The organism is Rhizobium gallicum bv. gallicum R602sp (assembly GCF_000816845.1).
Taxonomy (GTDB): domain Bacteria; phylum Pseudomonadota; class Alphaproteobacteria; order Rhizobiales; family Rhizobiaceae; genus Rhizobium; species Rhizobium gallicum.
Genome location: NZ_CP006877.1, coordinates 3,044,637 through 3,068,014 on the forward strand (window position 1 = coordinate 3,044,637; position 23,378 = coordinate 3,068,014).

Genomic DNA, 23,378 nt, shown 5'->3' on the forward strand with positions numbered 1-23,378 from the left:
TTGAAGGCTTACCCTTCGGCGTCTCAATCCACGCGCCTGATGACACCGATCTTTTCAACGACCTCCTGAAACGTGAGATTTCTAAGAAGGCGAGCTGTCTTGAGGTTTGCCCCAAGGACGTTCAGTGAGCACTCTACAGCGTTAAGGGGTGCCAAAAGTAATTCGCTTTTCCATGATACCTTGAGAGCTCCTTATGTGCCGTAAAGTAACCTCAAGAGAACATTTGCAGCATGTCAACCGATGTCAGCTCCAGGTGCCGTCAAGGTAAAGCACACAAACCGCGGAAGAAGGAACGGTCCTTGTGGCAACCGAGAACAAGCGGCTTTCCATGTTCCGGTCTACATCGAGGAGCGACAGGAGCAGCTACCGACGCCCAAGGTCAAGATCAACAGCGAGAAGAATGGTTACAAGCCGCGGGGTCGCAAGCCAGTCGGAAGACTGATCTCGTCAATGATACCGATGTCATTGCAAAACAGCAGAAGGCGCTCTACCGCCCGCCGAGTGATGCGCTGCCATGGCGGATTCCCTCAAGCACAAAGCCTGGTCTACAGGTGCTTCGGGCTATGCCGCTGTCACTAGCGGCTTCGCGCGCTCGATCCGGGCCAGTTCCTTGGGGCTATGCATGGCATCCCATAAGTCGCTGCGCCGCTGCACGTTGAGCCAGAAATCCGGGCTGTTACCAAACACGCGCGCCAGGATCAGCGCGGTTGCCGCCGTCACGTTACGCCGGTCGTTGCACAATTCGTTCACATGCTTGCGCTGGACGCCCATTGCCTCGGCCAAGGCCGCCTGCGTCAGGTCGAGCGGCTGCATGAATTCTTCCCTCAGGATTTCGCCGACGGTCGCCGGCTTCCGCTTGGTCATCAACATCTGTCACCTCATCGATAGCTATGGCCGTCAAGATCGACCTCGGACGCCTCGCCACGACTGCCATCCCATCGAAAAACAACCCGCCATTGTCTGTTGACGTGGATTGAATGCAAACCCTCGAGATTGCCGCGTAGTTTCTCGAAATAGTTACTGGGCGGCACACGCAAGTCCTGATCGGTCGTCGCGTCGTCGATCATTTGGAGTTTGCGGAACAACCGGCTTTCGAGGTCGGCTGGAATGTTCCGGGAGTGGACATCCTCCACAAAGCAGGCCCGCAACCATTCGTCCCGAAAACCGACGATCATTCATGTCTCCAGATTCGAGTGAATGTACCACTCCACGGGTCATTCTGCAAGCGCGGGAAATAATCGTGTACGCTTTGCCGGTCTTTATGAAGGTCACTAATCTGAACTTCGCAGTTGCCCCTGTCGCCTGATGCAAGGGAATGAGCGACTGATCTGACACCCTCAAAACTTGAGCCGTGGCGCGTCTCACCCGCCCCCGCCCCCTTGCAACCCGGCCCAGCCGCTCAGGCCGGGGGCTTTCGTCAGCGCAAGCGGAGAGGTCGAGTGTCGCATTTCTAAATGGATGAAGACGCTGGATGTGACGTTCTACTTTGCGCCCAAACGGACATTCCAACCTCGCCGCCACACGGGCCATCTACGGAAAGCACGGACGTCGTGCGCTCTGCAAAGGCTCGAGCGTCATCACGAGCAAGGCGGTTCGACTTCACCTGGCCGTCAAGCAGGCCATATCCGACGATGGCTACCGAACGGCGAACTGGCGGAAAAGCGTGCCGGACATCCCGGGGATGAAGGCCACCGGCACTGCTCGACGGCAACACCGGCAGCCGCAGCGCAGAAAACATGGCCCAGGGACGAAAATAGAGCCCGATCGGATATTTTTGCGTGGAGGCCGTATTTTGGAAAGGCTTCGTTACCGGGCCAGAGACAACGGCAGTCACGGCACCAGTTTCATAGCGCTCGCGAGTTCGAGCCTTTTACCGATTGCGTTCTGACCGATGGTCGTCTTTGACGCAGTTATCCTACCCCTTCCGGGAGGCGTGTTCTGGCTTTCCTTTGGTCTTGGTCGCGGCAAACTCTTCGAGCTGTTTCTCGCTCATGGATTTGACCATCTGCTTGGAAGCCCCCTTGAGTTCGCTTTTCGGCGTTTCGCCTCGCTTTGCGGAAAGGGCTGCTCCAGCCGCCTTCTGCTGTGCCTTGGATTTTGCTGGCATGTCGGTTCTCCTTTTCACGCTCAACTCCGGCGAAGAAGGATAGTTCCTGAGCCCGTGCCAAGTAGAACCCCGACGGATCTTACCGATGCCGGCTTGGTTGCTCGCGGGATCTTTTTACGGACGTTCCGGCTGGCCGCTTTGGGCGGCGGCGAGAATGGCGTCGATGAGACGGTGCACCTTCAGTGCCTCGCGCCCGCTGACGCACGGCTCGCGTCCATCCTCGATAGCATCGAGAAAATCGGCAAGCACGGAGCGATGATGGTCGTGCGGGAAGGCCATAGGATCGGCGCCGGCACCGCCGGCTGCTTCGTCTTCGATTGAGATTTCGGTTCCATCGTGGAAGGAAGCGGCAAGACGTCGCCCGTCAAGGCGGGCCATGCCGCGCGTGCCGATGACGTCGATCTCGTCCGGATAACCGGGGTAGGCACAGGTGGTAGCGCTGACCGTGCCTATTGCTCCGCTTGTAAAGCGAATGGCCGCCATCGCCAGATCTTCCGTCTCCATGCGGTGCACCTTGCTGGTTGTCGTATAGGCTCTGACCTCCTCTGGAAGGCCGGCGAGCGAAACCAGAAGATCAAGTGTGTGGATGGCCTGGGTGAGAAGCACGCCGCCGCCATCGCGAGCACGCGTGCCGCGTCCCGGCTGGTCATAATAGCTTTGCGGCCGCCAGTTGTGGAGACGCGCCGAAGCGCTGACGATCTCGCCGAGGCGCCCTTCATGGATCAGTGCGGCAAGTGCAATACTGACCGGTCGAAAGCGATGCTGAAGCACGATACCAAGCTTTATGCCGGCATGCTCCGTCACCTCGACCAGCGCCCTCGCCCGCTCCTGTGTGATCTCCAGCGGCTTTTCGAGAAGCACATGCTTGTTTGCTTCGGCTGCCCGCCGCACCAGCTCAAGATGCGTATTGGGCGGCGTCAGGATCATGACCGCGGCTATCGACGGGTCGGCCAATATTGTCTCGGCGTCCTCGCAAGTCGCAAAACCGTAAGTTTCTGAAAATGCTTGCCGCCTGGCAGGCGTCGGGCTGAAGGCGGCAGCGACCTCCACCCTATCTTTAAGATCAAGCAGCCCTTTGGCATGCGGCGCTGCTGCCATGCCGAGACCGATCAGCCCGATGCGCAATTTTGCCATCTCAGTCCCTCCGTCAGCCCTTCAGTCGGTCGATACAGGAATGCCCGCATTCACCTGCTTGTCAATGTCTTCGATATGGCCGCGTCTCCAACTTCCTCTGCCTGTTTTGTCCCGCGCCTTGACGATGGGAAATCAGCGCGGCGGTGCCAAGAAATTCATCATACAAGTACGTCGGTTTTGTATGTTGACATTACACCTTGCTGGTTCTAGCCATAATGGGCCGGTTGGAGGAGCGGCAAGAATGAGGGGGCTTTTCGATCCAAATCTTCTTTTTCCAGGAGGCCAGCGCGCGCGCCTTTATGCAGAGGTAAGCAGCGCGCGCCATCGTGAGCCTATGGGGCCCGAGATGTGTCGGTATCCCCTCGATGAGCCCTTTTCTAATTTCGTGAAGCTTCTCAAACGTGCCGGACCAGCAGCGTCCGGTTGCGAAAGAGCCCCGGCAGGAGGACGAAAGCTTGCGAAGGCCTTAGGCTCGCAAAAAAGCGTTACCTGGTCTGAAAAATTAATCGTCATGCAAAACGGGAGGAGAGCATGAAAAACTTAGTTAAACTGGCGGCGGGTCTTATGGTTGCCGCCTCGTTCATGAGCAGCGCGGCCAGCGCCCAAACGGTGCTGAAATCGTCCGATACCCATCCGGACGGCTATCCGACCGTCGAGGGCGTCAAATATTTCGGCGAGCTGGTGAAGGAGCGCACAAAGGGCCGCTATTCGGTCGAAGTCTATCATTCCGCCCAGCTCGGCGAGGAAAAGGACACGATCGAGCAGGTGCGTTCGGGCGTGATCGAGCTGAACCGCATCTCGATGGCGCCGTTCAACGGGACGGTGAAGGAAACCATCGTTCCGGCGCTGCCCTATATCTTCCGTTCAGAAGACCACATGCACAAGGTCATGGACGGCGCGATCGGCGACCAGATCAAGAAGGCGTTCGAACCGGCCGGCCTCGTGGTGCTGGCATATTATGACGCCGGCGCGCGGTCGTTCTACAACAAGACCAAGCCGATCAGCACGGTTGCCGACATGAAAGGCCTGAAGTTCCGCGTTATCCAGTCCGACATCTTCGTGGACATGGTGGCGGCGCTGGGCGCCAACGCCACGCCGATGCCTTATGGCGAAGTCTACTCGGCGATCGAAACGGGCGTCATCGACGGCGCGGAAAACAACTTCCCGAGCTACGACACCGCCAAGCACGCCGAAGTGGCGAAGAACTACTCGCTCGACGAGCACACGATCCTGCCGGAGGTGTTCGTCATGAACAAGGTCGCGTTCGACAAGCTGACGCCGGAGGATCAGGAGATCTTCAAGCAGGCGGCCAAGGACAGCGTCGCAAAGCAGCGCGAGCTCTGGGCAGCCAAGGTCTCTGAATCGCGCGCCAATGTCGAAAAGCTCGGCGCGCAGATCACCACGCCGGAAAAGCAGGGCTTCATCGACGCCATGGCCCCGGTTTACGAGAAGCACGTCAAAGACGACGTGCTGAAGAAGATGGTCGAGGACGTAAAGGCGGTGCAGTAGCCTTCCTTGCCTCCGCTTTTTGGAAGGCGACGTAAGCTACCGGGGTGGGCGGTCATCCCCACCCCGGTTCATTCGCCGTTTCGCGCACATTTCCACCGATCCTCCCGATAAGGGAGAGTGAACGCCCAATTCGACGAGGTCCTTTATGTCGAATAGCCTGACACCCACCGTCAACTTCCTGGCCCGCCTGAGCAACGCCGCCTTATGGCTCGCCGGCGCCGGCCTAGTGCTGATGACGGCCTTCGTCGCCTGGCAGGTATTTTGCCGCTACGTGCTGAACGATTCGCCGAGTTGGACGGAGCCGGGCTCCGTCATGCTGATGAGTTGGTTCATCTTCCTCGGCGCTGCCGTCGGCATCCGGGAGAACAACCACCTTGGTTTCGACGTGCTGCTCTACGTGCTGCCGAAATCCGGCAAGCGCGTCCTGCGCATGATCTCCGACGTGGTCATTCTCGCCTTCGGCGCCGGCATGATCTGGTACGGCGGTGCGCTCATGAGCCTGACCTGGAACACCACCTTGCCGTCGTTGGGTATTTCCGGCGCGTTCGACTATCTGCCGCTCGCCGGCGGCGGCGTGCTTGCCGTGATCTTCTCGCTGGAGCGCATCGTGCTCCGCCTTGCCGGCGAACCGATCGACGACGCGCTGGATGAGGTTTTGCCGGCCGAGATCGCCGTCGAGATCGAAAACATCAACGCCGACCCGAACGTCAATTTGAAAGTATAGCGCGATGGAACTCTGGATTCTGTTCGGTGTCTTCACCACTCTGATGCTGATAGGCACGCCAATCGCCTTTTGCCTCGGCGTCGCCAGCTTCGCCACGGTGGTCTATATGGGCCTGCCGCCGCTGGTCGTCTTCCAGCGGCTCAATTCCGGCATGAGCGTGTTTTCGCTGCTTGCCATCCCCTTCTTCATCTACGCCGGCGACCTGATGGTGCGCGGTGGCATCGCGAGCCGCATCGTCTCCTTTGCTGCTTCCCTCGTCGGCCACGTGCGCGGCGGCCTTGGCCAGGTCAACATCGTCACTGCGACCTTGTTCGGCGGGATTTCCGGTTCGGCGGTGGCGGAAGCCGCAGCTGTCGGTGGCCTGATGATCCCGCAGATGAAGCAGCGCGGCTATGGTGCGGACTACGCCGTCAACGTCACCTCGATGGCGGCGCTGATCGCGCTGCTTCTGCCGCCCTCCCACAACATGATCATCTATTCGATCTCTGCCGGCGGCAAGATATCCATCGCCGACCTGTTCACCGCCGGCATACTGCCCGGCCTTTTGCTTGCAGTCGCACTCATGGTGACTGCTTATATCGTCGCTCGCTCGCGCGGCTATCCGACGGAGCCGTTCCCCGGCTTTACCATGGTCGCGCATCTGCTTGCTGTCGCGTTGCCCGGGCTTTTTTTGATCGCAATCATCTTCGGCGGGGTCAGGTCCGGCATCTTCACGGCGACGGAAAGCTCATGCATCGCTGTGCTCTACGCGCTGCTGGTAACCGTCTTCGTCTACCGGCAGATGAGCTGGAAAGACTTCGTCCACGCCACGCAAGGCGCCGTGCGCACAACGGCTATGGTGCTTTTGATCATCGGCACCGCGGCTGCTTTTTCCTGGCTGATGGCCTTCCTCAAGGTGCCTGCCTCGCTGGTTGCCTGGATGAAGGCCGTGGCTGACGATCCACTGACTGTGCTGCTCCTGCTCAATGTTTTGATGCTTGTGCTCGGCACCTTCATGGACATGGGACCAACGATCATCATCTGCACGCCGATCTTTCTGCCGGTGGCGCAGGCCTACGGCGTTGATCCGGTGCATTTCGGCGTGATCATGATCCTGAATTTCGGCATCGGGCTGAACACGCCCCCAGTCGGCGCGGTGCAATTCGTGGCTTGTGCGGTCGGCAAGATTTCCGTCTGGGAGGCTATGCGCTCGATCTGGCCGTTCTACGGCGCAGGCATCGTTGTGCTCGGACTGGTCACCTACATCCCGGCCATTTCGCTGTGGCTACCGGCTGCGTTCAAATAGGAGAGCGACATGGCGGCCGATACAGCGGTTGATTTGAGGATCGAGCGAAGGCCGAAACTCTCCGAAAGCGTGGTTTCGGCCATCCGCGCACAGGTCTTGTCTGGGGAATACGCGCCCGGCCAGAAACTGCCGACGGAGAGCCGGATGGGCGAGCTCTTCGGCGTCAGCCGCACCGTTGTTCGCGAGGCGATTGCGACCCTTGCCGCCGATGGACTCGTCGAGGCGCGGCAAGGCGCCGGCGTCTTCGTCAAGGACCACCCGACGCTTGCCTTCGGTTCGATCACGCTTGACGTCGGCAACAAGATCTCCCATGCGCTTAACGTGATCGAGGTGCGCATGGGGCTCGAGATCGAAAGTGCGGGGCTTGCTGCGCTCCGTCGCAATGGCGCCCAGGAGGCACAGATCCACGAAGCTTTCTTCGAATTCGACCGGCTGCTTGAGCGTGGCGAGGCAACAGGCAAGAGCGACTTCGCTTTCCACCGCGCAATTGCGGCTGCCACGAACAACTCCTATTATGTCGAGGTCCTCGATGCACTCGGCATGCGGGCAATCCCCTGCGATGTCGCTTCGCCCTGGGGTACCGACAGCATGCTTTCGCGCAACTATCAGGAAGGACTGCAGCGCGAGCATCTTTCAATCCTGAAGGCGATTTCCGCAAGCGACCCGGAAGCCGCCCGCGCCGCCATGCGCGCCCACCTGACCGCCAGCCAGGAACGCTATCGCGCCCTTTTGAGCGGCCAGCAGGCAAAATGGATTTCAGGAACCGCCAAGCGCAAGGGCTGATCCTTTACTTCCAACCCGAAGGCAGCCTGTATTTGGCAGAGGCACGCTCGCACGCAGCTCAGAAACTGGCGTCTGTTCCAAAAGGGCATGCAGATCGCATCCACGGCTGAAACCTTGTGCGCACTCAACTGTGAATGGCTGAAATCACGCCCATGCTGTAATCTTCAGCCGGAGTAACGAGGAGTGAACGTGGAAAGAAAGCTCGCTGCGATCATGGCCGGCGACATCGCCGGATATAGCCGCCTCATGGCCGATGATGAGGCAACGACCTATGCAGAGCTGCGTTCAGTTTTCGACGATATAATCAAACCGTCGGTCGAGCGCCACGGAGGCCGGATTTTCAAGAGCGCCGGCGACGGGTTCCTTGCCGCATTTCCAAGCGTGAATGAGGCGCTTGATGCGGCTATAGGCATCCAGCTCGGCTTTGCCGAAAGTCCTTTCAATCTGCGTCTCGGTATAAATCTTGGAGATGTCATCGAGGATGATGGCGACATGTTTGGTGATGGCGTCAACGTCGCGTCGCGGCTTGAAGCCATGGCCGAGCCAGGCAGCATATTTGTGAGCGCTGCGGTCGTACGGAGCGCCGACCGCGGTCGTAGTGACCTTTTCCACAGAATCGGATTACGGCAAGTCAAAAACATCCCCGAGCAACTTGAGGTCTATGCGGTCAGGTTAGACGGCGCCAGCGGTAGCGGATTGAGGTGGCTTACGCGCGCCCTGCACCGGTCGCGCGGGGCGGTGCCCTATGCGATTGGCCTAAGCGTCGTCCTCCTTGTCATCGCAGCAACCCAGGTTCCTGGATTGAAAGCGATGACAGAAACGATCGCCGACAGGGTTACTTGGCTGACCGGCGTCGGAGATATGGATCGGCGTCCCTCAGTTGCCGTGCTTCCCTTCGACAATATGAGTGGCGATACGGGACAGAACTATTTTGCCGATGGACTGACGGAAGACATCATCACGGAACTGGCACGCAATCCCGAGCTTCAGGTGATTGCTCGCAATTCCACATTCGCATTGCGCGGAGAGGCGGCCGATATCCGCGACGTCGGCGAAAAGTTGGATGCCGGCTATATTGTGGAAGGCAGCGCGCGGCGAGTGGGTGATCAGCTTCGCGTCGTCGCGCAGCTGATTGATACGCGCAGCGGCGCCCATCTGTGGTCGAAAAGCTATGATCGCCGTGTCGCAGACGTCTTTGCCGTACAGACGGAACTCACGACCGAGATTGTTTCGCACCTCGTATCGTATGTTCGCGAATCTGAAGTTGCCGACGCCTCAAAACGGCCAACCGAAAACCTGCAGGCCTATGATCTCGTCCTCCAGGCGCGCGATCGTTACAAACATGGTTCGAAAGACAACGAAGCGCTTCTTGCCGCGCGAGCGCTTTATCATCGGGCGTTGGAGCTGGATCCGGGGTATGCGTTGGCGCGAGCCCATCTCGGCATGACCTACATCGTCGACATGACCCAAGGCATAAGCGGTCGAGCCACGATGGCCGATGTGGAAACGGGCTTGAGCGAGGCGCGACAGGCGATCCGTCTCGATCCCAACCTTGCCATTGGTTACCAGGTGTTGAGCTTCGGTCTTGCAGCCAGCGGTGATTATCCCGGCGCCATGCAGGCCGCGGGCCGCGCGGTGGAATTCAACCCCAACGACCCTGACAGCCTCATGGCCTTGGCAAAGGCGCAGGTCCGTTTCGGTGCTTACCGCGAGGCAGTAAGCAATGCCGAACGCGCGCGGCGCCTGCACCCCATGGCGCCGGAATACTACACCTATGTCCACGGCCAGGCACTTTATGCCGCTGGTCGTCTGGAAGAGGCGGACAGCGTCATTGGAGAGTGCCTGATCCGTGCGCCGCAGGACGCGGATTGCCTGCTGATCCGAACCGCATTGTTGGCGGGTCGCGGGGATGTGGCAGAAGCCCAGGTTGCAATGGCGCGATTGGTGCAAACCAAACCCGAGTTCTCGCTGGCCTCCGAACGCAACTATCGGCGCTTTGGAGATTCTCCTCTGATGGAACAATTCCTGCAGGAACTTTCCCGTGCAAAGGCTCCAGAAACCGCTTTGCGCTCAGGCTTTATCGAACGAAACACTGCATGAGCGCGGCAAGTGATCCGCGCGCGTCCTCTGTGCCGTCTGGATCGATGAGAAATCAATCCAACCTCTGAATCCGCTTGCGCCTGCGCAGGATTCCAGCGAGTGTTAACTTGCCGATAGGTTGTGGGATGAGCCATGGACAGTGCGCAGTGGGTTCAGCCGGTAATGATCGTCTGCAAGCAAAGCGGACAGCTCTACACGATAACAAATACCCGGGAAGCCCTCGATATCCTTCTCCGGTATTGGCCAGTCTCTGATGGCAAGGCATTTTTCGATGCCATGGAGGTATGCATCGGCGTAGCGGAGGGAAGAACGTCGAAAGAGCAAGCAAGGCAAGCCTTCATCGATGCCGCCCATGAAGCGCACATCCCCGTCGAAATTCCTGACGTTATCCGAGTAAGAGTCTGATTTCCGTGCAACTCTAAGCGGCTGGCCAGGATGCGTTTTTATCATATCGCATTCGTGCGGAAGCGCTCTGTGAGGTCACCGAAGGATTGGGTCGCGGTAACTGGTCGCTCGTGATGATATTCGACTGGCAATAGCGGGCAAGCAATTGGTGCGTTGCTGCCCGCCTTCTGCTACCAACGTAGCGCTGAGCTTCTTAATCCGAACACGCGAAAGTGGCCCGCGAACCCGAGCAGCCGACTATCAATGGGTTCCTCGCCGAATTGCCAATCGCATGGCCATGGTTAGGGTCCGAGGCGGCAAGAGGTGAACGTTAGCTCAGTTGATTCCAATCTTCTTGCGGAGCTTCATCGCAATTTTCTCCCGCTGAACTATCATGTTGTGCTTCCAGCGTGGCAGAGAATTTTGCCAGGTCTTGATGCCAACTCTCCCGCGTTTCATTGCGAAGGGCACCGTTCCAGGCCAAAAGTGACTTAGCCGTTCAAGCCACCACTCTTCGTCATGCTGCGAAACATGTGCATTTCGGCCATCGGACAGGGTAGCTTTTGCTGGTCGTGTGTCGATCACATGCAATGCATTTGGTGCGAGCGTCGCCATTTCGCGTAGAACTGCGTCCATTTCTTCTTCCGGAATATGCTCCAGTACATCGAAACTGACCACAACGGAAAAGCGGCGGTTCGGCGGGGTTGCCCTGTCAGGAATAGCCGGATCGAAAGCTACGACATCCCTTATGCCGGCCTTTTTCCCGAGTCGTTCAGCAATGCGGCTTCGACCAGCACCGTAATCAATCAGAGATTCAGGTTTGAACGCCATCAAATGCGGCAAAACCTCCGGCAAGTGCCTCCCCCCAAAGCCATAGACGCCGGATGAATGAAGATGTGCATAGTCATCGATGAATTTGCGTTCCAAAATCGCTTCTCCGATTATTTGGAGCATGATACCGCGTCGCACCTCTCATGGCGAAAGACCGTTGTCAATGCTGGAACACGCCCTTCGCTCTGTTCGAGTTCTGCGGGCTTGATGCCGTCTCAACCGCCCGAACGAGCCGCGTCAGCACGGCGATATCAACGCCACTGTCAAAGCGAAGGCTGCGCCCCCAATCCAATCGCAACTCAATTCATCCCCAGTACCCTGCCGAGCGCATCACCTCGCACCGGGGACCGTTGCAGGTAGCTCAACAAGGATCATGGGACGCGGCGGCACTCGCTAAATAAGGAAATGTCGTTGAAAAGTGCGCATGATGAAGTCGACCGACTGATCTGTCGGATGACGAAAATCGTCTTTCATCGGATCAGGGAGAAAAGACGTAATCATTTCGTAGGACGGAAAATAGAAGAACTTTTTATCCTCTGCAGGTTGAGGCTCTCGCATCAGTTCGTCTATGGCTACTCGCAAGGAGGCTTTCGACACCGAGTTGGCAGTTATGCATGAAATCGGTCGGAAAGTAGCGGCAAGCGGCACAGGCGACAACGTCATGATGATGGTCGCGTCTGGACGATGTGTTCTAATCAACTCGTAGACACGCCTGAGGTTATCAAGGTTTTCGGCCGCACTCATCACCCTGAATCCATGCCGTTGCGGATCAAAGTCGCGCTTTGGAATAGCACGCCAGAATATCTCGCCGGTGGGCTTGTCGTACCAGACTTCTGAAAGCCCCAGAGTCAGTATGAAAACGTCAGACTTCTCAAAGATTTGTTTCGTGGAATTTCTGACGTCCTCGGAATAGTCGCCCGGCACACCCGCCTTGTCATGCCATAGCTCGATTTTAGGGGCATTTCCTTCAAACGCCCATTCGAACTGTTGCCGGATAGCCGCCGAATTCACGATACCCTCCCCACTTCTCACGACGTAAGAATTGAGGGACATGTCGCGGCCGAATACCTGATAGCCTTCTTTGTAAAGGAATTTGGTAACCTCGCTGGCGAAGCAACTTCCGAAGGCTGTGATATAGTGTTCTTTGCTAATCAGGGGCGCGGTTGGTAACCATCCCTTTCCAACATATTCATCGACAGAACTCAGATCTTTGATCGCCTGCTTGTCCGGATAGAAATTGGTCGTTTCACCGCGATACCAGGTGGCATGAGCGCGCCGCGTCCGTTTTCCCGTCTCATAGTAAATATGGTTCGCGCTCTCCTCTTTCTTCACAAGGCCCAACGCGCGCTTCACACGGTAAATCATTGTTTTTTTTGCAGCTGCGGACATAATGTTAAATCCCGAATATTCCACCGGTAAATACACCGGTCCTGGACGAGGGTTACATCCGACGGAAGAAACCGACTGTCGGCTTCAACAACTCGCAGAACATATCGTTCCTCAAAGCCATAGTCATATAGTTCGCATCCACGGTATACCCGAGTGATCCAATGACACCTTGCGCCACGAGCGGCAACCACGATGTTCCATCTTCGCCGTTTATCATTCGCAGCAGCTCCCGTTCGTAGACGAAGGTTAGCGGGAGCAATCCAAGTTGCTATCTTTGGAAATGATCGAAATTTTTGACCAAATCGGCGTAGTCATCGATTACATGCTCCTTCCACTCGCTGTGTGAGCCGTCCGCTTCTCTCAGGATGTCGCTGAAATTTCCAGCTGCCAATTTAATCCAAAGGCCCGAGCACAAGCCTCTACGGGTTTGGGGGAAGGCACTAAATTCCGCCCAAGTTCTTCCCCGCCACGATTTTAAGCACTGAATCCCAACTGGCTAAGCCGAGCGTAAAGACCGTCATTAAGCTTCGCTAGCGTCTCGTGATCGCCTTCTTCGACGACACGTCCCTGCTGCATGACGACGATCTTGTCGGCGCGCACGACGGTGGAAAGCCGGTGGGCGATGACGACGACGGTGCGGCCGGTCATCGCTTCGTCGAGAGCCTTCTGGACGGCAGCTTCGGACTCGGTGTCGAGGGCGGAGGTGGCCTCGTCGAGCAAGAGGATTGGGGCGTTGCGCACTAGCGCGCGGGCAATCGACAGGCGCTGGCGCTGGCCGCCCGACAGAGTCACGCCGTTTTCGCCGACGGGCGTATCGTAACCCTGCGGCTGCGCGAGGATGAAATCATGCGCGTAGGCAAGCCGTGCGGCTTCCTCGACCTCGGCATCCGTCGCATCGGGCCGGCCATATCGGATATTGTTGCGGATCGAGCCTTCGAAGAGGTAGGGTTGCTGCGAGACATAGGCGAGATGCTCACGCAGGGACTGTTTGGTGACATGGGCGATGTCCTGCCCGTCGATCAGGATCTCGCCGCCCTTCGGGTCATAGAAGCGCGGGATCAGATTCATGATCGTCGATTTTCCGGCACCGGAAGGGCCGACGAGCGCCGTCGTCTTACCGCCTTCGGCGACGAAGCTGACGCCGTTCAACACGGTATCGGTGCCATAAGCGAAAGAGACGTCGCGGAACTCGATCCGTGCCTCCGTCGGCCTCAGCGGCTTTGCATCCGGCAGGTCGCGCTGACGTGGTTCCATGTCTAACAGATCGTAGATCATCCGTGCGTGGACGGCAGCCCGCTCCATCTGCACCTGCAGCTTCGCAAGACGGCGCAAGGGATCGTAGAGCAGCAGCAGGGCCGTGAAGAACGAGAAGAAGGCGCCGGGCGGTACATTGAAATAGATCGAGCGATAGGCGGCATAAGCAAGTACGCCCGCAAGCATGAGGCCAGCAAAGCTCTCGGTTACTGGTGCGTTGCGTTCAGATAGGCGGGCAAGTTGATTGGATCGATTTTCGACCGCAACGATGACATCTTCGACCCGGGCTTCCAGCGCGCGCTCCATCGTAAAGGCCTTAACCACGGCAATACCCTGGATCGTCTCCTGCATGGTCCCGAAAAAAATGCCGTTGAGCCGTATGCCTTTTAAGGCAACCTCTTTAAGGCGACGTGAAAAAAACCTGAGCCCGAAGAGCAGCGCTGGTGCCATCAGCAAAACGACGATGCTCAGCAGCCAATCCTGATAGACCATCACTGCGAGCAGCGAGACGAAGGAGAGCATGTCCCGCGCCGTCGACGTAACCGTCAGATTGAGAACGTCCCGTATGCCGGAGATATTCTGGCTCAGCAACGCAGCGACCTGCCCCGACCGTCGTTCGTCGAAAAATTCGAGCGGAAGCGTCATCAGATGAGCCGCAAGCCGTTTCTGGTAGCGGGCGACGATACTGTTGCTGACCCTTGAAAGCGCAACAGCCTGACCGTAACTTGCAAATCCTCGGATGACGAATGCGGCGAACAGCGAGAAACAGATCAGCCATACAAGCTTTGCGTCTTTACTGACAAAGGCCTCGTCGACAATGCCCTTCATTGCGTAGGCGGTATAGGCAGTAGAAAGCGCGACCGCAACGAGGCAGGCAATTGCGAAGCTATAGCCAGGGATATGGTCCCGGAAGTTTTCGGAGACCACCCGCTTCAATATCTCAAGAGTGCGGACGTTCGGTTTTGCTGGAGACATGAGCGCTCGTATGAATTTCCCGTCGGCTCAGCCAAGCGGTAGGGTCGAGCTGGCGTCTTACCGGCCAATGACCGGAAAGTCGAGTATTCATCGCGCCTGATAAAACGGCCTGTCTGCCCGGAAGCATTCGGCTGACCGTCTTTGCACAGCCATCAGATTCATGTAAACGCTGCGCGAGAACGCGACTGCCATTAACTTTAGAATGGGGTCGGGCAGCAGATTGACGTCACGCTGCTGCCACGAGATCACGTGGCCGTCCTCTTTCTGACAGCCTGCTAGCCTTTGCCGCCACCGGAGCTTGCCAGGCACGAAAAATGCCGCAGAATCGTGATCTGCAATGAATTGACTGTGCGAGAGACGGCTCCATGACAGATCAGGACGAAGACCAATTCTGCTTCAATCTCCGTAGCGTCATCGCGGGAAGGAGGATCTCGCTGGTCGGTAATGCAGCGTCTCTGCTCTCCTCGCGCTTCGGTGCGCAAATCGACGATGGATGTGTAGTCAGAGTCAATTCCGGAGTGCCAATACGCCCAGCTGCCCAGGGTCGGAGGATCGATATCCATTGTTTCAGCACAAGATCAAGCTTCCTTTACAATATGGGTCGCGCATCCTGGCGTGTGCGACTTAAGAGGCGCTATTTCGACGGTGTCTTCTCCGTCTGGATGAGCGCGATGGAACGCGACCTGTGCGAGGATCCGCAGCAGGCCTTTTATCCTATCGCATTGCTGGACGATTTGACGGCTCGGCTAGGTGCGTCTCCCTCGATCGGCTCAAGAGCACTTCACATGCTAACCGAACTAACGGAGGCTGAAGTTTGGATGTTCGGCTTCGATTTCAAGGAGAGCATGAGCTACTATCGCCGGAAAGACAACCGCGGACCGCATGATTGGGCTGCGGAACGAGAGTACGCATATTCGCTGGTTCGTAACGGTCGCGTCGTCCTGATGCGCTGAGCCGTCGTCGCTGCTTGAAACGATACTGCTAGCTGAAAAACGCCATATCGGTGTTTGATATCTTCGGGCGATCCAGTTTCATGGTGACGCCATCTAACCAAATAGGAACCGCCGTACGTTGGCCCCGAGCGCAACGCGCACTCCTCGCTGCTCTGCAGCAGAAATATAGCGCATAACGACTGTCTTCTCCCGAGCTGGATCGTGCACGTACGACGCCGCCGCCCACGCGCGTGCCTCATCGGCAGTCGCCACGGCGTCGTTGTAGCCGAGAAGATAAGGTGTCTGGAAGAACGTGAAGCCGTGGATGGCGACTTCTCTGCACTGTGCGCTGAGAAAAAAGAGGATTGCACTGGCGCCGACCGTCGGTTGAAATCCGTCCAGCTGGCGCCGCACACCCTCACAAAAGCGAGTTGAAGGCACAACTAGTTCGGTTGCCTGACAACCGTGCAGTTCCTCGCGCTTCTTGTACAAACGAGATTTGCTACCTTTGAAGCCCCAGTGAGGGAACACTAAAAAGCGAACGCCTTGCTCTCGCAGGAGGGGCGCCGGGATAGCGCCTGCGCTTCGGTCGCCGTGCTCCATAAGATTGTGAAACAGCACATCGGTACGCGAGCCCAGAACGGAGGGATTTTTTTGAGCAAGCGCTATCCCGTTGTTCAGCCGGACGATCACATCATAGCCGTCAACGCTGACGTTCTCGAGATCCTCGACAACCGTTTGTGCGGGGCCGATAATTATCACTCTCTTTCCTGCAAAGGCCGACGCATTCAGTAACGGTATTCGCCACGGATTAAGCGGTGAAGCGATAAATTTGAATCTCATCCACCGTTGGATGACGTCCAAAGTGCGGCCAGTCTGGCTGAGTAGTCTCACGTATGCTTCTCTGGTCACACCCGTTCATCCGGAATTGGGCTACGCAGCTTTGACTGTGCGCGATCTCGGTAATCGGCAATCTTGCTGACAATTTCTGCGCGTCGGTCGACGGCCTCCTTCACGATCTCGACATTCAGAGACTCGAGGTTCGATATTTTCAACGGCAACGCCGCATCATTGACCACTGCCAGAACTTTCGACCGATCAGTCAAAGGCAATATGGGTACACCCGCAAATGATGCGAGGATGAGACCGTGAAGCCGATTGGTAATGACGACGTCACTGGCTTTCATTTCGGCTACGGTCTCCTGCCAGGTTAGAGGCGCGAGAAACTGTGCTCCGTACGCCTCGGCGCTCGGCTTTTGAACCGCGAAGTCCTCGCTTTCACAGGTTGTCAGAAGTGCAATCGAAATGCCGTGCGGGCGCAAACGCTGAAGCGCCCCGCTGATTGCGATCGCCTCCTGACTCGTTACTACGAGTAGCACTCGTAGCGTTTTCCCACGAGGTGCGGCCTCTACGCTTTTTCCAATTTCAGCTAGCGAAAAGACACAGTCGGCACCTAGCGCAGCATCGAGCCCAAGACCCTTGAGCATACCTTCCGATGTGCTGTCGCGAGCGATGAGCGGGCCTTGGATGCGGGAAAAATCGGCAGCTAAACCGCTCCGGGTGTTCACCTTCCAAAGGGATGAAGAGACAGAGACGGGATAGGAAAAGATTCGATCGGTATGTGCAGCCATAGCTCTTAGCGTGGCGAACATAGATACTCCCGAGTTCTCACCCGTCCACTGTGCTCCGCCGGCAATATAGACTCCATCATATCGCGAAAAAGTTTCCGCGTCGGGAGTCGCGTTCCTAGCCAAGGATTTGATCCTTAAAGCTTGGTAACGCTGCCGCAGGCGAAAAAATCTCGCAATTTTGACCCTTACCCGGTGGAGACGATGATTGTCCGTGAATGTCGTTCCTGCAAGTTCAAACGGTGGAGCAACTTTCCGAAAGGCCGCGAGCCTGGCGCGATCTACGGATACAAATCCTTGGGAATAGACATGGACAGGATGCCCTGAACGCTTTCGTTCTAGATCGACGAGCATCGCATGCAATATTGCGAAGTCGCCTAAATTACCTTTAAGGTTGGCGAAAACGATCGCGACGGGAGCTTTCATGCTGTGCTTTCTTCGGTTTCGTTTAGTTTTGCGTGGCGTTGCATGTGCCGAGAGGCGCTGTCAAGATTGGTCGGGGAGCGGAGTTTTGTTTTGATTGACGCAGTTGTTACTTGGGTCGATGGGGATGATCCTGCCCATGTTGCAAAAAGGGCTGTTTTTCAACCAAAGGGAATGCATTCTATGGCTACCGCCTCGACGCGCTTCGCGCATCGCGGTGAGATTAAATACTGTGTCTGGTCGATCTTGCACTTCTGTCCTTTTATACGACGCGTATTTGTCGTCACCGACGACCAAAAACCTGACGCTCTGGAAAGCCTCCTAGCTGCGACCCCCGACTGGGAAAGTCGAATCGAAATTGTAAGTCACCGTGCAATTTACGGAGAGCATGACGATTTGCTCCCGGTTTTCAGCTCACGCTCAGTTGAGACGATGCTGTATCGCATTCCGGATCTCGCCGAACAGTTTATCTATCTCAACGATGACATTTTCATTGGACGCAGCTTAACAGCTGACTACTTTTTTCGAGATGGCAGACCTGTGCTCAGGGGGCAGCTAAGGCATTTTCCCAATGGCTCAATCACGTGGCTTAAGGGCCTTTTTCGCCGTGGTCCGAAGCGAGCAGGCTTCAAAGAGGCCCAGCAAATGGCTGCGCGCTTGGCAGGGCGAACCGATGATTATCTCCTTGCGGGACATCACCCTCACGCCATGCGAAGATCGACGATGGCCGCTTTCCTGGAGCAAGACATTACAGCGCTGCGTGCACAGGCTGGTTATCGTTTTCGTAGTCCAGCGCAATTTTCTCCAATCGGCATTGCAAACAACCTGGAACTGAATGATGGCTCCTTCGTGGAGGCGCCTACTGACGTTGGGTTTATAAAGCCTCCTCGAAATAAACGGGCGTCGGCTAAAATCGCTGCTACGATGCGCGCTCTGGTCCGCGGTGAACTTGCGTGCATCTGTGTGCAAAGCCTCGATGCAATGAGCGAACAGGACAGTCGTGTTGTCTCCTCGGGCTTAGAAGAGTGGTTTAGGCTGTCACGTTAGTCTCCGGGGCGGACTCGCCCATCATCCTTCTACGGAAAGCCTGTGAACCGCCGTCGAGCGTGGGCGAGTAGGTTCCGTCGGTGTCGCGAGTTTTCAGCCGCTTCAAAAGCGTGTGGGAGCCGAAGCGTTCTGCCGCTTCCCTTCGGCATGCGTTAATATAGTGGATACGACCGTGATCATCGCTCACGAGCCTGTCGATGAGCCCTGACACCTGATGTGGCTCGCAATAAAGCGCCAGATCACCGAACGTGGGCTCGAATGCAGGAGGAAGGATCACAGGAAGTCCCGAAAGTACCGCCTCGATTATCGTCCGCCCAAAAGCTTCGTCTCTTGTTCGTGCCGGGAAGTTTACAAACACATCAAGTTGCGAAAGGTAGTCTCCAACGCCCGTCGTGCCGAACGGTTCGACCACCCAGTTAGAGGGCAAGGCGCCCAACCGCTTTTTAACCGTTTCTGCTCCGCCCATGATCTTTACGACAATATCAGTGCGGCAAGGGTAGGCAGCCCGAAGTTCCTCCGCATCTTCGAGCCATTTTCCGTCGTGGTCCCGGCCATGTCGTCCGATGACGACAGGGGCTGTTAGGTGCGTCCGCGGCGCAAAGGGGAAATCCTCAATTTTGAAAGCCGGTGGCCAATCGATCGGTGCCAATAAATCCGGGCCAGCAGATTTCGAGAGGACCCTTCTGCATTCTTCGCGGATAATTGGGCTGATTGGATAGATATTCGAGTGCGGAACTCCGATTCTTGCCACGCGACGAAATAGCGCCGGCCAGTTGAACAGCGGTTTGCCGTTCTCGCTCCACGCGGAATTGTTCACGACGAATAAAGCCCGTTCGCCATCGATCCTCTTCATCAGATTGCGGAAGATGGGCGTCATAACCATGCGCGGGCCACGGGCGATAAGGGTTTGGCACTTGATGTATTTGACGTTATCCGCCGGAACGATTTTGTCCATGAAAGGTAAGAAGCGTTCGGCCACCCAATTGCGTTTCCATAGCGACCGTTTGACTGGACAGTGCACTATGATCGCAGTCAGCCCAGCGGCGGTAAACGCCCTTAGCTCAGTGACAGTCGTTGATGCATTTCCACCGACAAAGGCGCAATTCGTCACGATGCAGATATCGACCGAAAACGTGTCCCCCTGTCTAAAGTTCGAGGCTTCGACGACGCCGCTAGGAGGAGGCTCAATCCATCGGGCGAATAATCGTCTTAATGAAAGGTATCGGGGCATCGGCAGTTCCATTCAACGTGCTGCCCCATAACATAGAGCAGCATTTAAATCGAGCAGGCGAGCAAAGGATCGCCGACAACAACGACACGCGCCCCATTTCTTTGGTCGATGGCCGCCATGGGATGGACCGCTGGATTGGAGGGAAACTCGGCTGGCTAGGCACAATGTCGCTGCTGCGAAACTATTTCTAACCTAGATGGCTAGTTGACATCTGCCTGCCATCGTCCAGGGCGATATGTAGTCTGCGGATATTTTCGCGGCGTAAAGCCCTCTTCCCGGTCACCGCTCGCTGCAGCGCTACTGTATCGCCGATACGCTGCAGGTCATAAATTTCGAAAGGCAAACGTTGCCGCGTGATCGCCTTCGGGCTCATACGATGTATCTCGAGCCGAGAGCCACCTTTTACCAGCAGTATTGTCGGCAGACTGGCGCGGTGCGATTTAGAGATGAGTGTCGCTGCAGCACGCCTATCTAACCCGCGAGAGCGATTGCAATCTGAGGCACTGCGTATTATCAGGAGGCAAAACTCAGAGAGATTCAATGAATATATTGGCGCTGAACTGGCTCAGCAATAACATTGGCGACGACGTTCAGACCGTGGCTGTGATGCAGCATTTGCCGCGCGTTGACGCATACATCGACCGAGACCACCTCAACACATACGATGGCCCCCAAGCCATCCTGGTCACAAACGGATGGTTTTTAGAAGAGCTCGATAACTGGCCACCGAGCGAAGCGATTAAACCTATTTTTTTTGGCTTTCACGTACAGAAGCGAGCTAAGCCGACGATCGCCCGACATGCAGCTTACTTAAAAAAACATGAGCCCATCGGATGTCGCGATAGCGGCACGGTGGCATTCATCCGGTCTTTAGGAGTTGAAGCGTACCTTTCGCTTTGCTCCACATTAACCTTCGATGCGCCTTCCGATCGGAAACCTGATTCGATCTACCTAGTTGAAGCAGATCTCGGCGACCTGACGCCGAACTTTCGCAAAAGCCACGGGCTCAAATTGAAAACCGTTAGCCATCGGGTGGCAGAGACACCGACGGAAGTACGTCTTAGGTTTGCACGCGAGATTATCGAAACATACGGCCGCAAAGCGGCGCTGATAGTCACCAAGCGCATTCACTGCGCAATGCCCTGTGTGGCTATGGGCATTCCAACCGTCTTCATCGGCCCCAAAACCAATCGCACCGCAATAGTTGAAGAAATCGGACTTAAGCGGCATTCGAAGTGGCATCCTATCAGTCACCCATTTGCAAGTAGGGTTGCTGAGATACCGCCAGCCTTGGATATTGATGGCATCAAAACGCAAATCCGGCAGGACTTGCGAAACAGGATCGCTGCAGCCTTGGCCTAGCGGCCTGCAAAAACGTCTGTTGTCGCCAGGCCTGCGATGAAAAGCGCTTAACCTGCCTACTCCCTCCAGTGATCCGCCACCCAGCGTGTCGGGCGGATAAAATGGCGAAGATGCGCGAAGAACGAGTCCCGCTTCTGCCGCTTGCTCTTGTTGAAACTTGCCACAAGATGTCCGAACAGATTGTCGGCGCCCCGTTCGTGATATTTCCCACTTATTGCCTGCTCCGGGCGAAGACCGCGTGGGAAAATGACTACTTTTGCGCTCCGAGGGAGCCGCGGTGCAAGGACGTAATTGAGCGGCCATGCACGCCGGCAATCTTGACGAAAGTGCAGCACCCACTCGCGCGGGAAAAACTTCGGACCGTCCGGAACGTTCTTGGTTACGAAGCGCTGCTCAAACCGGTACTGATCCGCAATCGCCTGTGGTGCCGCCTTAAATTTTTCCTGCAGTGGCGCGAGCTTGCCCACCGGAAATCGAAACAGCGATGTCTGTCCTAGCTTTTCAAAAGGCGTGGTCTGGTTGCGCGCCATAACAACGTCGTTGGCGCTGCCAACCTCAAAAAACGGATCGAGCGACGCAACAACCACAAGGTCCAAATCGAGGAACAAAACCGGGCCACTGAGTGAGCCCAAGGTTTCCCCCCAAAGCCGCGCCTTATTCCAAATCCCTGGGGATTTCTCCGGCATCTTCGTGACGTCTAATGGCGGTAGGTCCTCGCAAAGAACCTCAGGCCGAATGCCATCCCGCTTATCGGTGAAACATGTGAACGTAAACGGCGGAGTGATGTTTCTCGCAACCATGGCATAAAGGCGATTGATATAGGGGGGGCCGAACTTCGTACCCCAATTTATACAGATCACCTGTTTCGTGCCTGCCGCAGGTAGCGTCTCGCTCACAGCCATTTGCTCCGCCATTCCTTTCTAAAATTCCAATGCTCCAAGCGCTTTGCACAGATATGGCGCGTGCCAGCAGATGCAAAATAGCACGTAGCCATGGTTTCCGTTGTCAGAAGCCGCCTATTGTGACGTGTTGTCTCGAACGACATTGTTGCCGCCCCTGCTAACGATCAGATTGCGACCACCACCGACGATCCTGTTCCCTTCGACATTGTTGTTGTCAGCAAAGTCTGCATTGCTTGCGCTGCTGCCAAATGGATAGGCCGGGTCGGTAAAGCAATAGTCCTTGCCTCCGTTGCGGGATCCCAACCAAACTGCCGGTTGCTGGCGGCCGGAAGAATACCGAAACGTGTTCTGCGTTATTTGATTGAACTCCGGTTTTTGGTGGCGAATGACGCCGCCTTCTCCGCAATTGCGATAGACGAATATTCCGCCATTGTCGGAGTTTTCGAATGTATTGCGGGAAATCGTATTTCTTGCAGAACCATCGATTGCTATCAATTCACGCTTATCCGTTTTGATGCTGAAGACGTTTCCGGAGATCGTATTGCGGGCTGACTCAGCGTCAAGATATACGGCAACCGCGGTGCTGCGGCCTGATATTTGAGACGAAATCAAAGCCGCTCCTGTTACGCCCGGCCCCACATAAAAGGGTATGCCATTGGGCGCCTCGATCTGGACTTTTTCAAATTTCACGTTGGCCGGTGCCGCGGCTTGGGCATAGTTGATGTGGTCAGGCTTGAGTGAAGAGGCCTTCATAACTGCGCCGTTCGCATTTTCTCCGAGACCGTAAATCCTGACAAATCCTCTGATCCGGCAGTTGCGAATGGTGACATTGCGCGGAGCATCCCATTGCCCAGACGCAATTCGCGTCGAACGAACGACAATCCCGGTTTTCTGCATGCGCGAACCACCTGAACTAACGTCAATTAGCCCCCCGCCACAATCAAGTACCGCGTTTGAAGCGGCACTTCCTTCGAAGATCAGTTGATGGGTCACGACGTCACGCGAAGACAGCTGGATATTGCACCGCAAAGAAACCGGCTCTGAACCAGGGGCCTTTATTTTGGCGATCGTCTCCTGTCCGCACGGTGTGTTGTGTCCAGCCTCTTCGCGTGGTGGCGAGGTGTCGGTGGGGCTTTCCTCGACAGGCGTGGGCCTGCTGTTTTCGCCTTCATCAGGCGACGGCACGGACGGGCCCGGTGGTCGCTGAGGATGCGGCCTCTGATACCCAAGATCCGACTGCAAAAAGGAGCTGTCGATATAGGCCGCTCCGCCCTGGCAGCCAACCAACAAGGCGAGGCTCGTTGACATTATGACAGCTTTCGTCTTCCCGAGTATCATTCTATCTCCGTTGCCCTGCGTGGAGGCGAATCTTCACCCT

The 23,378-nt window shown here is 56.5% G+C and carries 22 protein-coding genes and 1 pseudogene; 11 read left to right on the top strand and 12 right to left on the bottom strand.

Annotated elements, in window-relative coordinates; genetic code table 11:
- Positions 1-307 precede the first annotated feature (307 nt).
- Positions 308-494: pseudogene (locus RGR602_RS38355) on the top strand (ISNCY family transposase); the annotation flags it as partial.
- A 67-nt stretch (positions 495-561) separates the two neighbouring features.
- On the opposite strand, the gene RGR602_RS15000 reads toward RGR602_RS38355, so the two are convergent.
- The 4 genes from RGR602_RS15000 to RGR602_RS15015 form a co-directional block, all read right to left on the bottom strand.
- Positions 562-870, bottom strand: coding sequence for a HigA family addiction module antitoxin (locus RGR602_RS15000; RefSeq protein WP_039845769.1), 309 nt, complete (start codon positions 868-870; stop codon positions 562-564).
- Positions 871-878: 8 nt separating this feature from the next.
- Positions 879-1,175, bottom strand: a complete 297-nt coding sequence (locus RGR602_RS15005) for a type II toxin-antitoxin system RelE/ParE family toxin (RefSeq protein WP_039845770.1) — start codon at positions 1,173-1,175, stop codon at positions 879-881.
- Between the two features lie 740 nt (positions 1,176-1,915).
- Positions 1,916-2,107 carry a DUF3008 family protein gene (locus RGR602_RS15010; RefSeq protein ID WP_022716877.1) on the bottom strand — a complete coding sequence of 64 codons (192 nt, stop codon included), beginning with the start codon at positions 2,105-2,107 and terminating at the stop codon, positions 1,916-1,918.
- Between the two features lie 114 nt (positions 2,108-2,221).
- Positions 2,222-3,241: a Gfo/Idh/MocA family protein gene (locus RGR602_RS15015; protein ID WP_039845771.1), complete on the bottom strand. Its 1,020-nt coding sequence runs from the start codon at positions 3,239-3,241 to the stop codon at positions 2,222-2,224.
- 531 nt (positions 3,242-3,772) lie between these two features.
- On the opposite strand from RGR602_RS15015, the gene RGR602_RS15020 reads away from it, so the two are divergent.
- The 6 genes from RGR602_RS15020 to RGR602_RS15045 all read left to right on the top strand — a co-directional run bounded on the left by RGR602_RS15020 (position 3,773) and on the right by RGR602_RS15045 (position 10,047).
- Entirely contained in the window at positions 3,773-4,750 is a 978-nt protein-coding gene (locus RGR602_RS15020; protein ID WP_039845772.1) for a TRAP transporter substrate-binding protein, read from the top strand.
- Between the two features lie 145 nt (positions 4,751-4,895).
- On the top strand, positions 4,896-5,474 hold the full coding sequence (locus RGR602_RS15025; protein ID WP_039845773.1) for a TRAP transporter small permease: 579 nt from the start codon (positions 4,896-4,898) through the stop codon (positions 5,472-5,474).
- A gap of 4 nt (positions 5,475-5,478) precedes the next feature.
- The gene (locus RGR602_RS15030) at positions 5,479-6,759 is read left to right on the top strand and encodes a TRAP transporter large permease (protein ID WP_039845774.1); all 1,281 of its coding nucleotides are present in this window, start codon (positions 5,479-5,481) and stop codon (positions 6,757-6,759) included.
- A gap of 9 nt (positions 6,760-6,768) precedes the next feature.
- On the top strand, positions 6,769-7,542 hold the full coding sequence (locus tag RGR602_RS15035) for a FadR/GntR family transcriptional regulator (protein WP_039845775.1): 774 nt from the start codon (positions 6,769-6,771) through the stop codon (positions 7,540-7,542).
- A gap of 189 nt (positions 7,543-7,731) precedes the next feature.
- Positions 7,732-9,642 carry an adenylate/guanylate cyclase domain-containing protein gene (locus RGR602_RS15040; protein WP_039846906.1) on the top strand — a complete coding sequence of 637 codons (1,911 nt, stop codon included), beginning with the start codon at positions 7,732-7,734 and terminating at the stop codon, positions 9,640-9,642.
- Positions 9,643-9,774: 132 nt separating this feature from the next.
- The gene (locus RGR602_RS15045; RefSeq protein ID WP_039845776.1) at positions 9,775-10,047 is read left to right on the top strand and encodes a DUF982 domain-containing protein; all 273 of its coding nucleotides are present in this window, start codon (positions 9,775-9,777) and stop codon (positions 10,045-10,047) included.
- 315 nt (positions 10,048-10,362) lie between these two features.
- Here RGR602_RS15045 and RGR602_RS15050 read toward each other — a convergent pair whose 3' ends face one another.
- The 3 genes from RGR602_RS15050 to RGR602_RS15065 form a co-directional block, all read right to left on the bottom strand.
- A complete protein-coding gene (locus RGR602_RS15050) occupies positions 10,363-10,953 on the bottom strand; it encodes a class I SAM-dependent methyltransferase (protein ID WP_170250193.1) in 591 nt (196 codons plus the stop codon).
- Between the two features lie 297 nt (positions 10,954-11,250).
- Positions 11,251-12,246 carry a GSCFA domain-containing protein gene (locus RGR602_RS15055; RefSeq protein WP_082046551.1) on the bottom strand — a complete coding sequence of 332 codons (996 nt, stop codon included), beginning with the start codon at positions 12,244-12,246 and terminating at the stop codon, positions 11,251-11,253.
- Positions 12,247-12,720: 474 nt separating this feature from the next.
- Positions 12,721-14,475 (bottom strand): ABC transporter ATP-binding protein, encoded by a 1,755-nt coding sequence (locus tag RGR602_RS15065; protein ID WP_039845778.1) that lies wholly within the window; start codon positions 14,473-14,475, stop codon positions 12,721-12,723.
- Between the two features lie 671 nt (positions 14,476-15,146).
- On the opposite strand from RGR602_RS15065, the gene RGR602_RS15075 reads away from it, so the two are divergent.
- Positions 15,147-15,428 (top strand): hypothetical protein, encoded by a 282-nt coding sequence (locus RGR602_RS15075; RefSeq protein WP_170250194.1) that lies wholly within the window; start codon positions 15,147-15,149, stop codon positions 15,426-15,428.
- A 93-nt stretch (positions 15,429-15,521) separates the two neighbouring features.
- Here the strand turns inward: RGR602_RS15075 and RGR602_RS15080 are convergent, their stop codons facing one another.
- The gene (locus tag RGR602_RS15080) at positions 15,522-16,169 is read right to left on the bottom strand and encodes a glycosyltransferase family 29 protein (RefSeq protein WP_170250195.1); all 648 of its coding nucleotides are present in this window, start codon (positions 16,167-16,169) and stop codon (positions 15,522-15,524) included.
- A gap of 146 nt (positions 16,170-16,315) precedes the next feature.
- Complete coding sequence (locus RGR602_RS15085) at positions 16,316-17,461, bottom strand: polysaccharide pyruvyl transferase family protein (protein ID WP_039845781.1); 1,146 nt, start codon at positions 17,459-17,461, stop codon at positions 16,316-16,318.
- Positions 17,462-17,551: 90 nt separating this feature from the next.
- Between RGR602_RS15085 and RGR602_RS15090 the strand changes: the two genes are divergently transcribed.
- Positions 17,552-18,505: a Stealth CR1 domain-containing protein gene (locus RGR602_RS15090; RefSeq protein WP_039845782.1), complete on the top strand. Its 954-nt coding sequence runs from the start codon at positions 17,552-17,554 to the stop codon at positions 18,503-18,505.
- On the opposite strand, the gene RGR602_RS15095 is transcribed toward RGR602_RS15090, so the two are convergent.
- Entirely contained in the window at positions 18,489-19,484 is a 996-nt protein-coding gene (locus RGR602_RS15095; protein ID WP_170250196.1) for a glycosyltransferase, read from the bottom strand. The two genes, RGR602_RS15090 and RGR602_RS15095, sit on opposite strands and share 17 nt — an antisense overlap.
- A 233-nt stretch (positions 19,485-19,717) precedes the next feature.
- Between RGR602_RS15095 and RGR602_RS34890 the strand changes: the two genes are divergently transcribed.
- Both RGR602_RS34890 and RGR602_RS15100 read left to right on the top strand, forming a co-directional pair.
- Entirely contained in the window at positions 19,718-19,927 is a 210-nt protein-coding gene (locus RGR602_RS34890; protein WP_052451580.1) for a hypothetical protein, read from the top strand.
- A gap of 349 nt (positions 19,928-20,276) precedes the next feature.
- Complete coding sequence (locus tag RGR602_RS15100) at positions 20,277-21,098, top strand: polysaccharide pyruvyl transferase family protein (RefSeq protein ID WP_052451582.1); 822 nt, start codon at positions 20,277-20,279, stop codon at positions 21,096-21,098.
- A 56-nt stretch (positions 21,099-21,154) separates the two neighbouring features.
- Here RGR602_RS15100 and RGR602_RS15105 read toward each other — a convergent pair whose 3' ends face one another.
- On the bottom strand, positions 21,155-22,000 hold the full coding sequence (locus RGR602_RS15105) for a hypothetical protein (RefSeq protein ID WP_039846912.1): 846 nt from the start codon (positions 21,998-22,000) through the stop codon (positions 21,155-21,157).
- 114 nt (positions 22,001-22,114) lie between these two features.
- Positions 22,115-23,338: a right-handed parallel beta-helix repeat-containing protein gene (locus RGR602_RS15110; RefSeq protein ID WP_052451583.1), complete on the bottom strand. Its 1,224-nt coding sequence runs from the start codon at positions 23,336-23,338 to the stop codon at positions 22,115-22,117.
- Positions 23,339-23,378 lie beyond the last annotated feature (40 nt).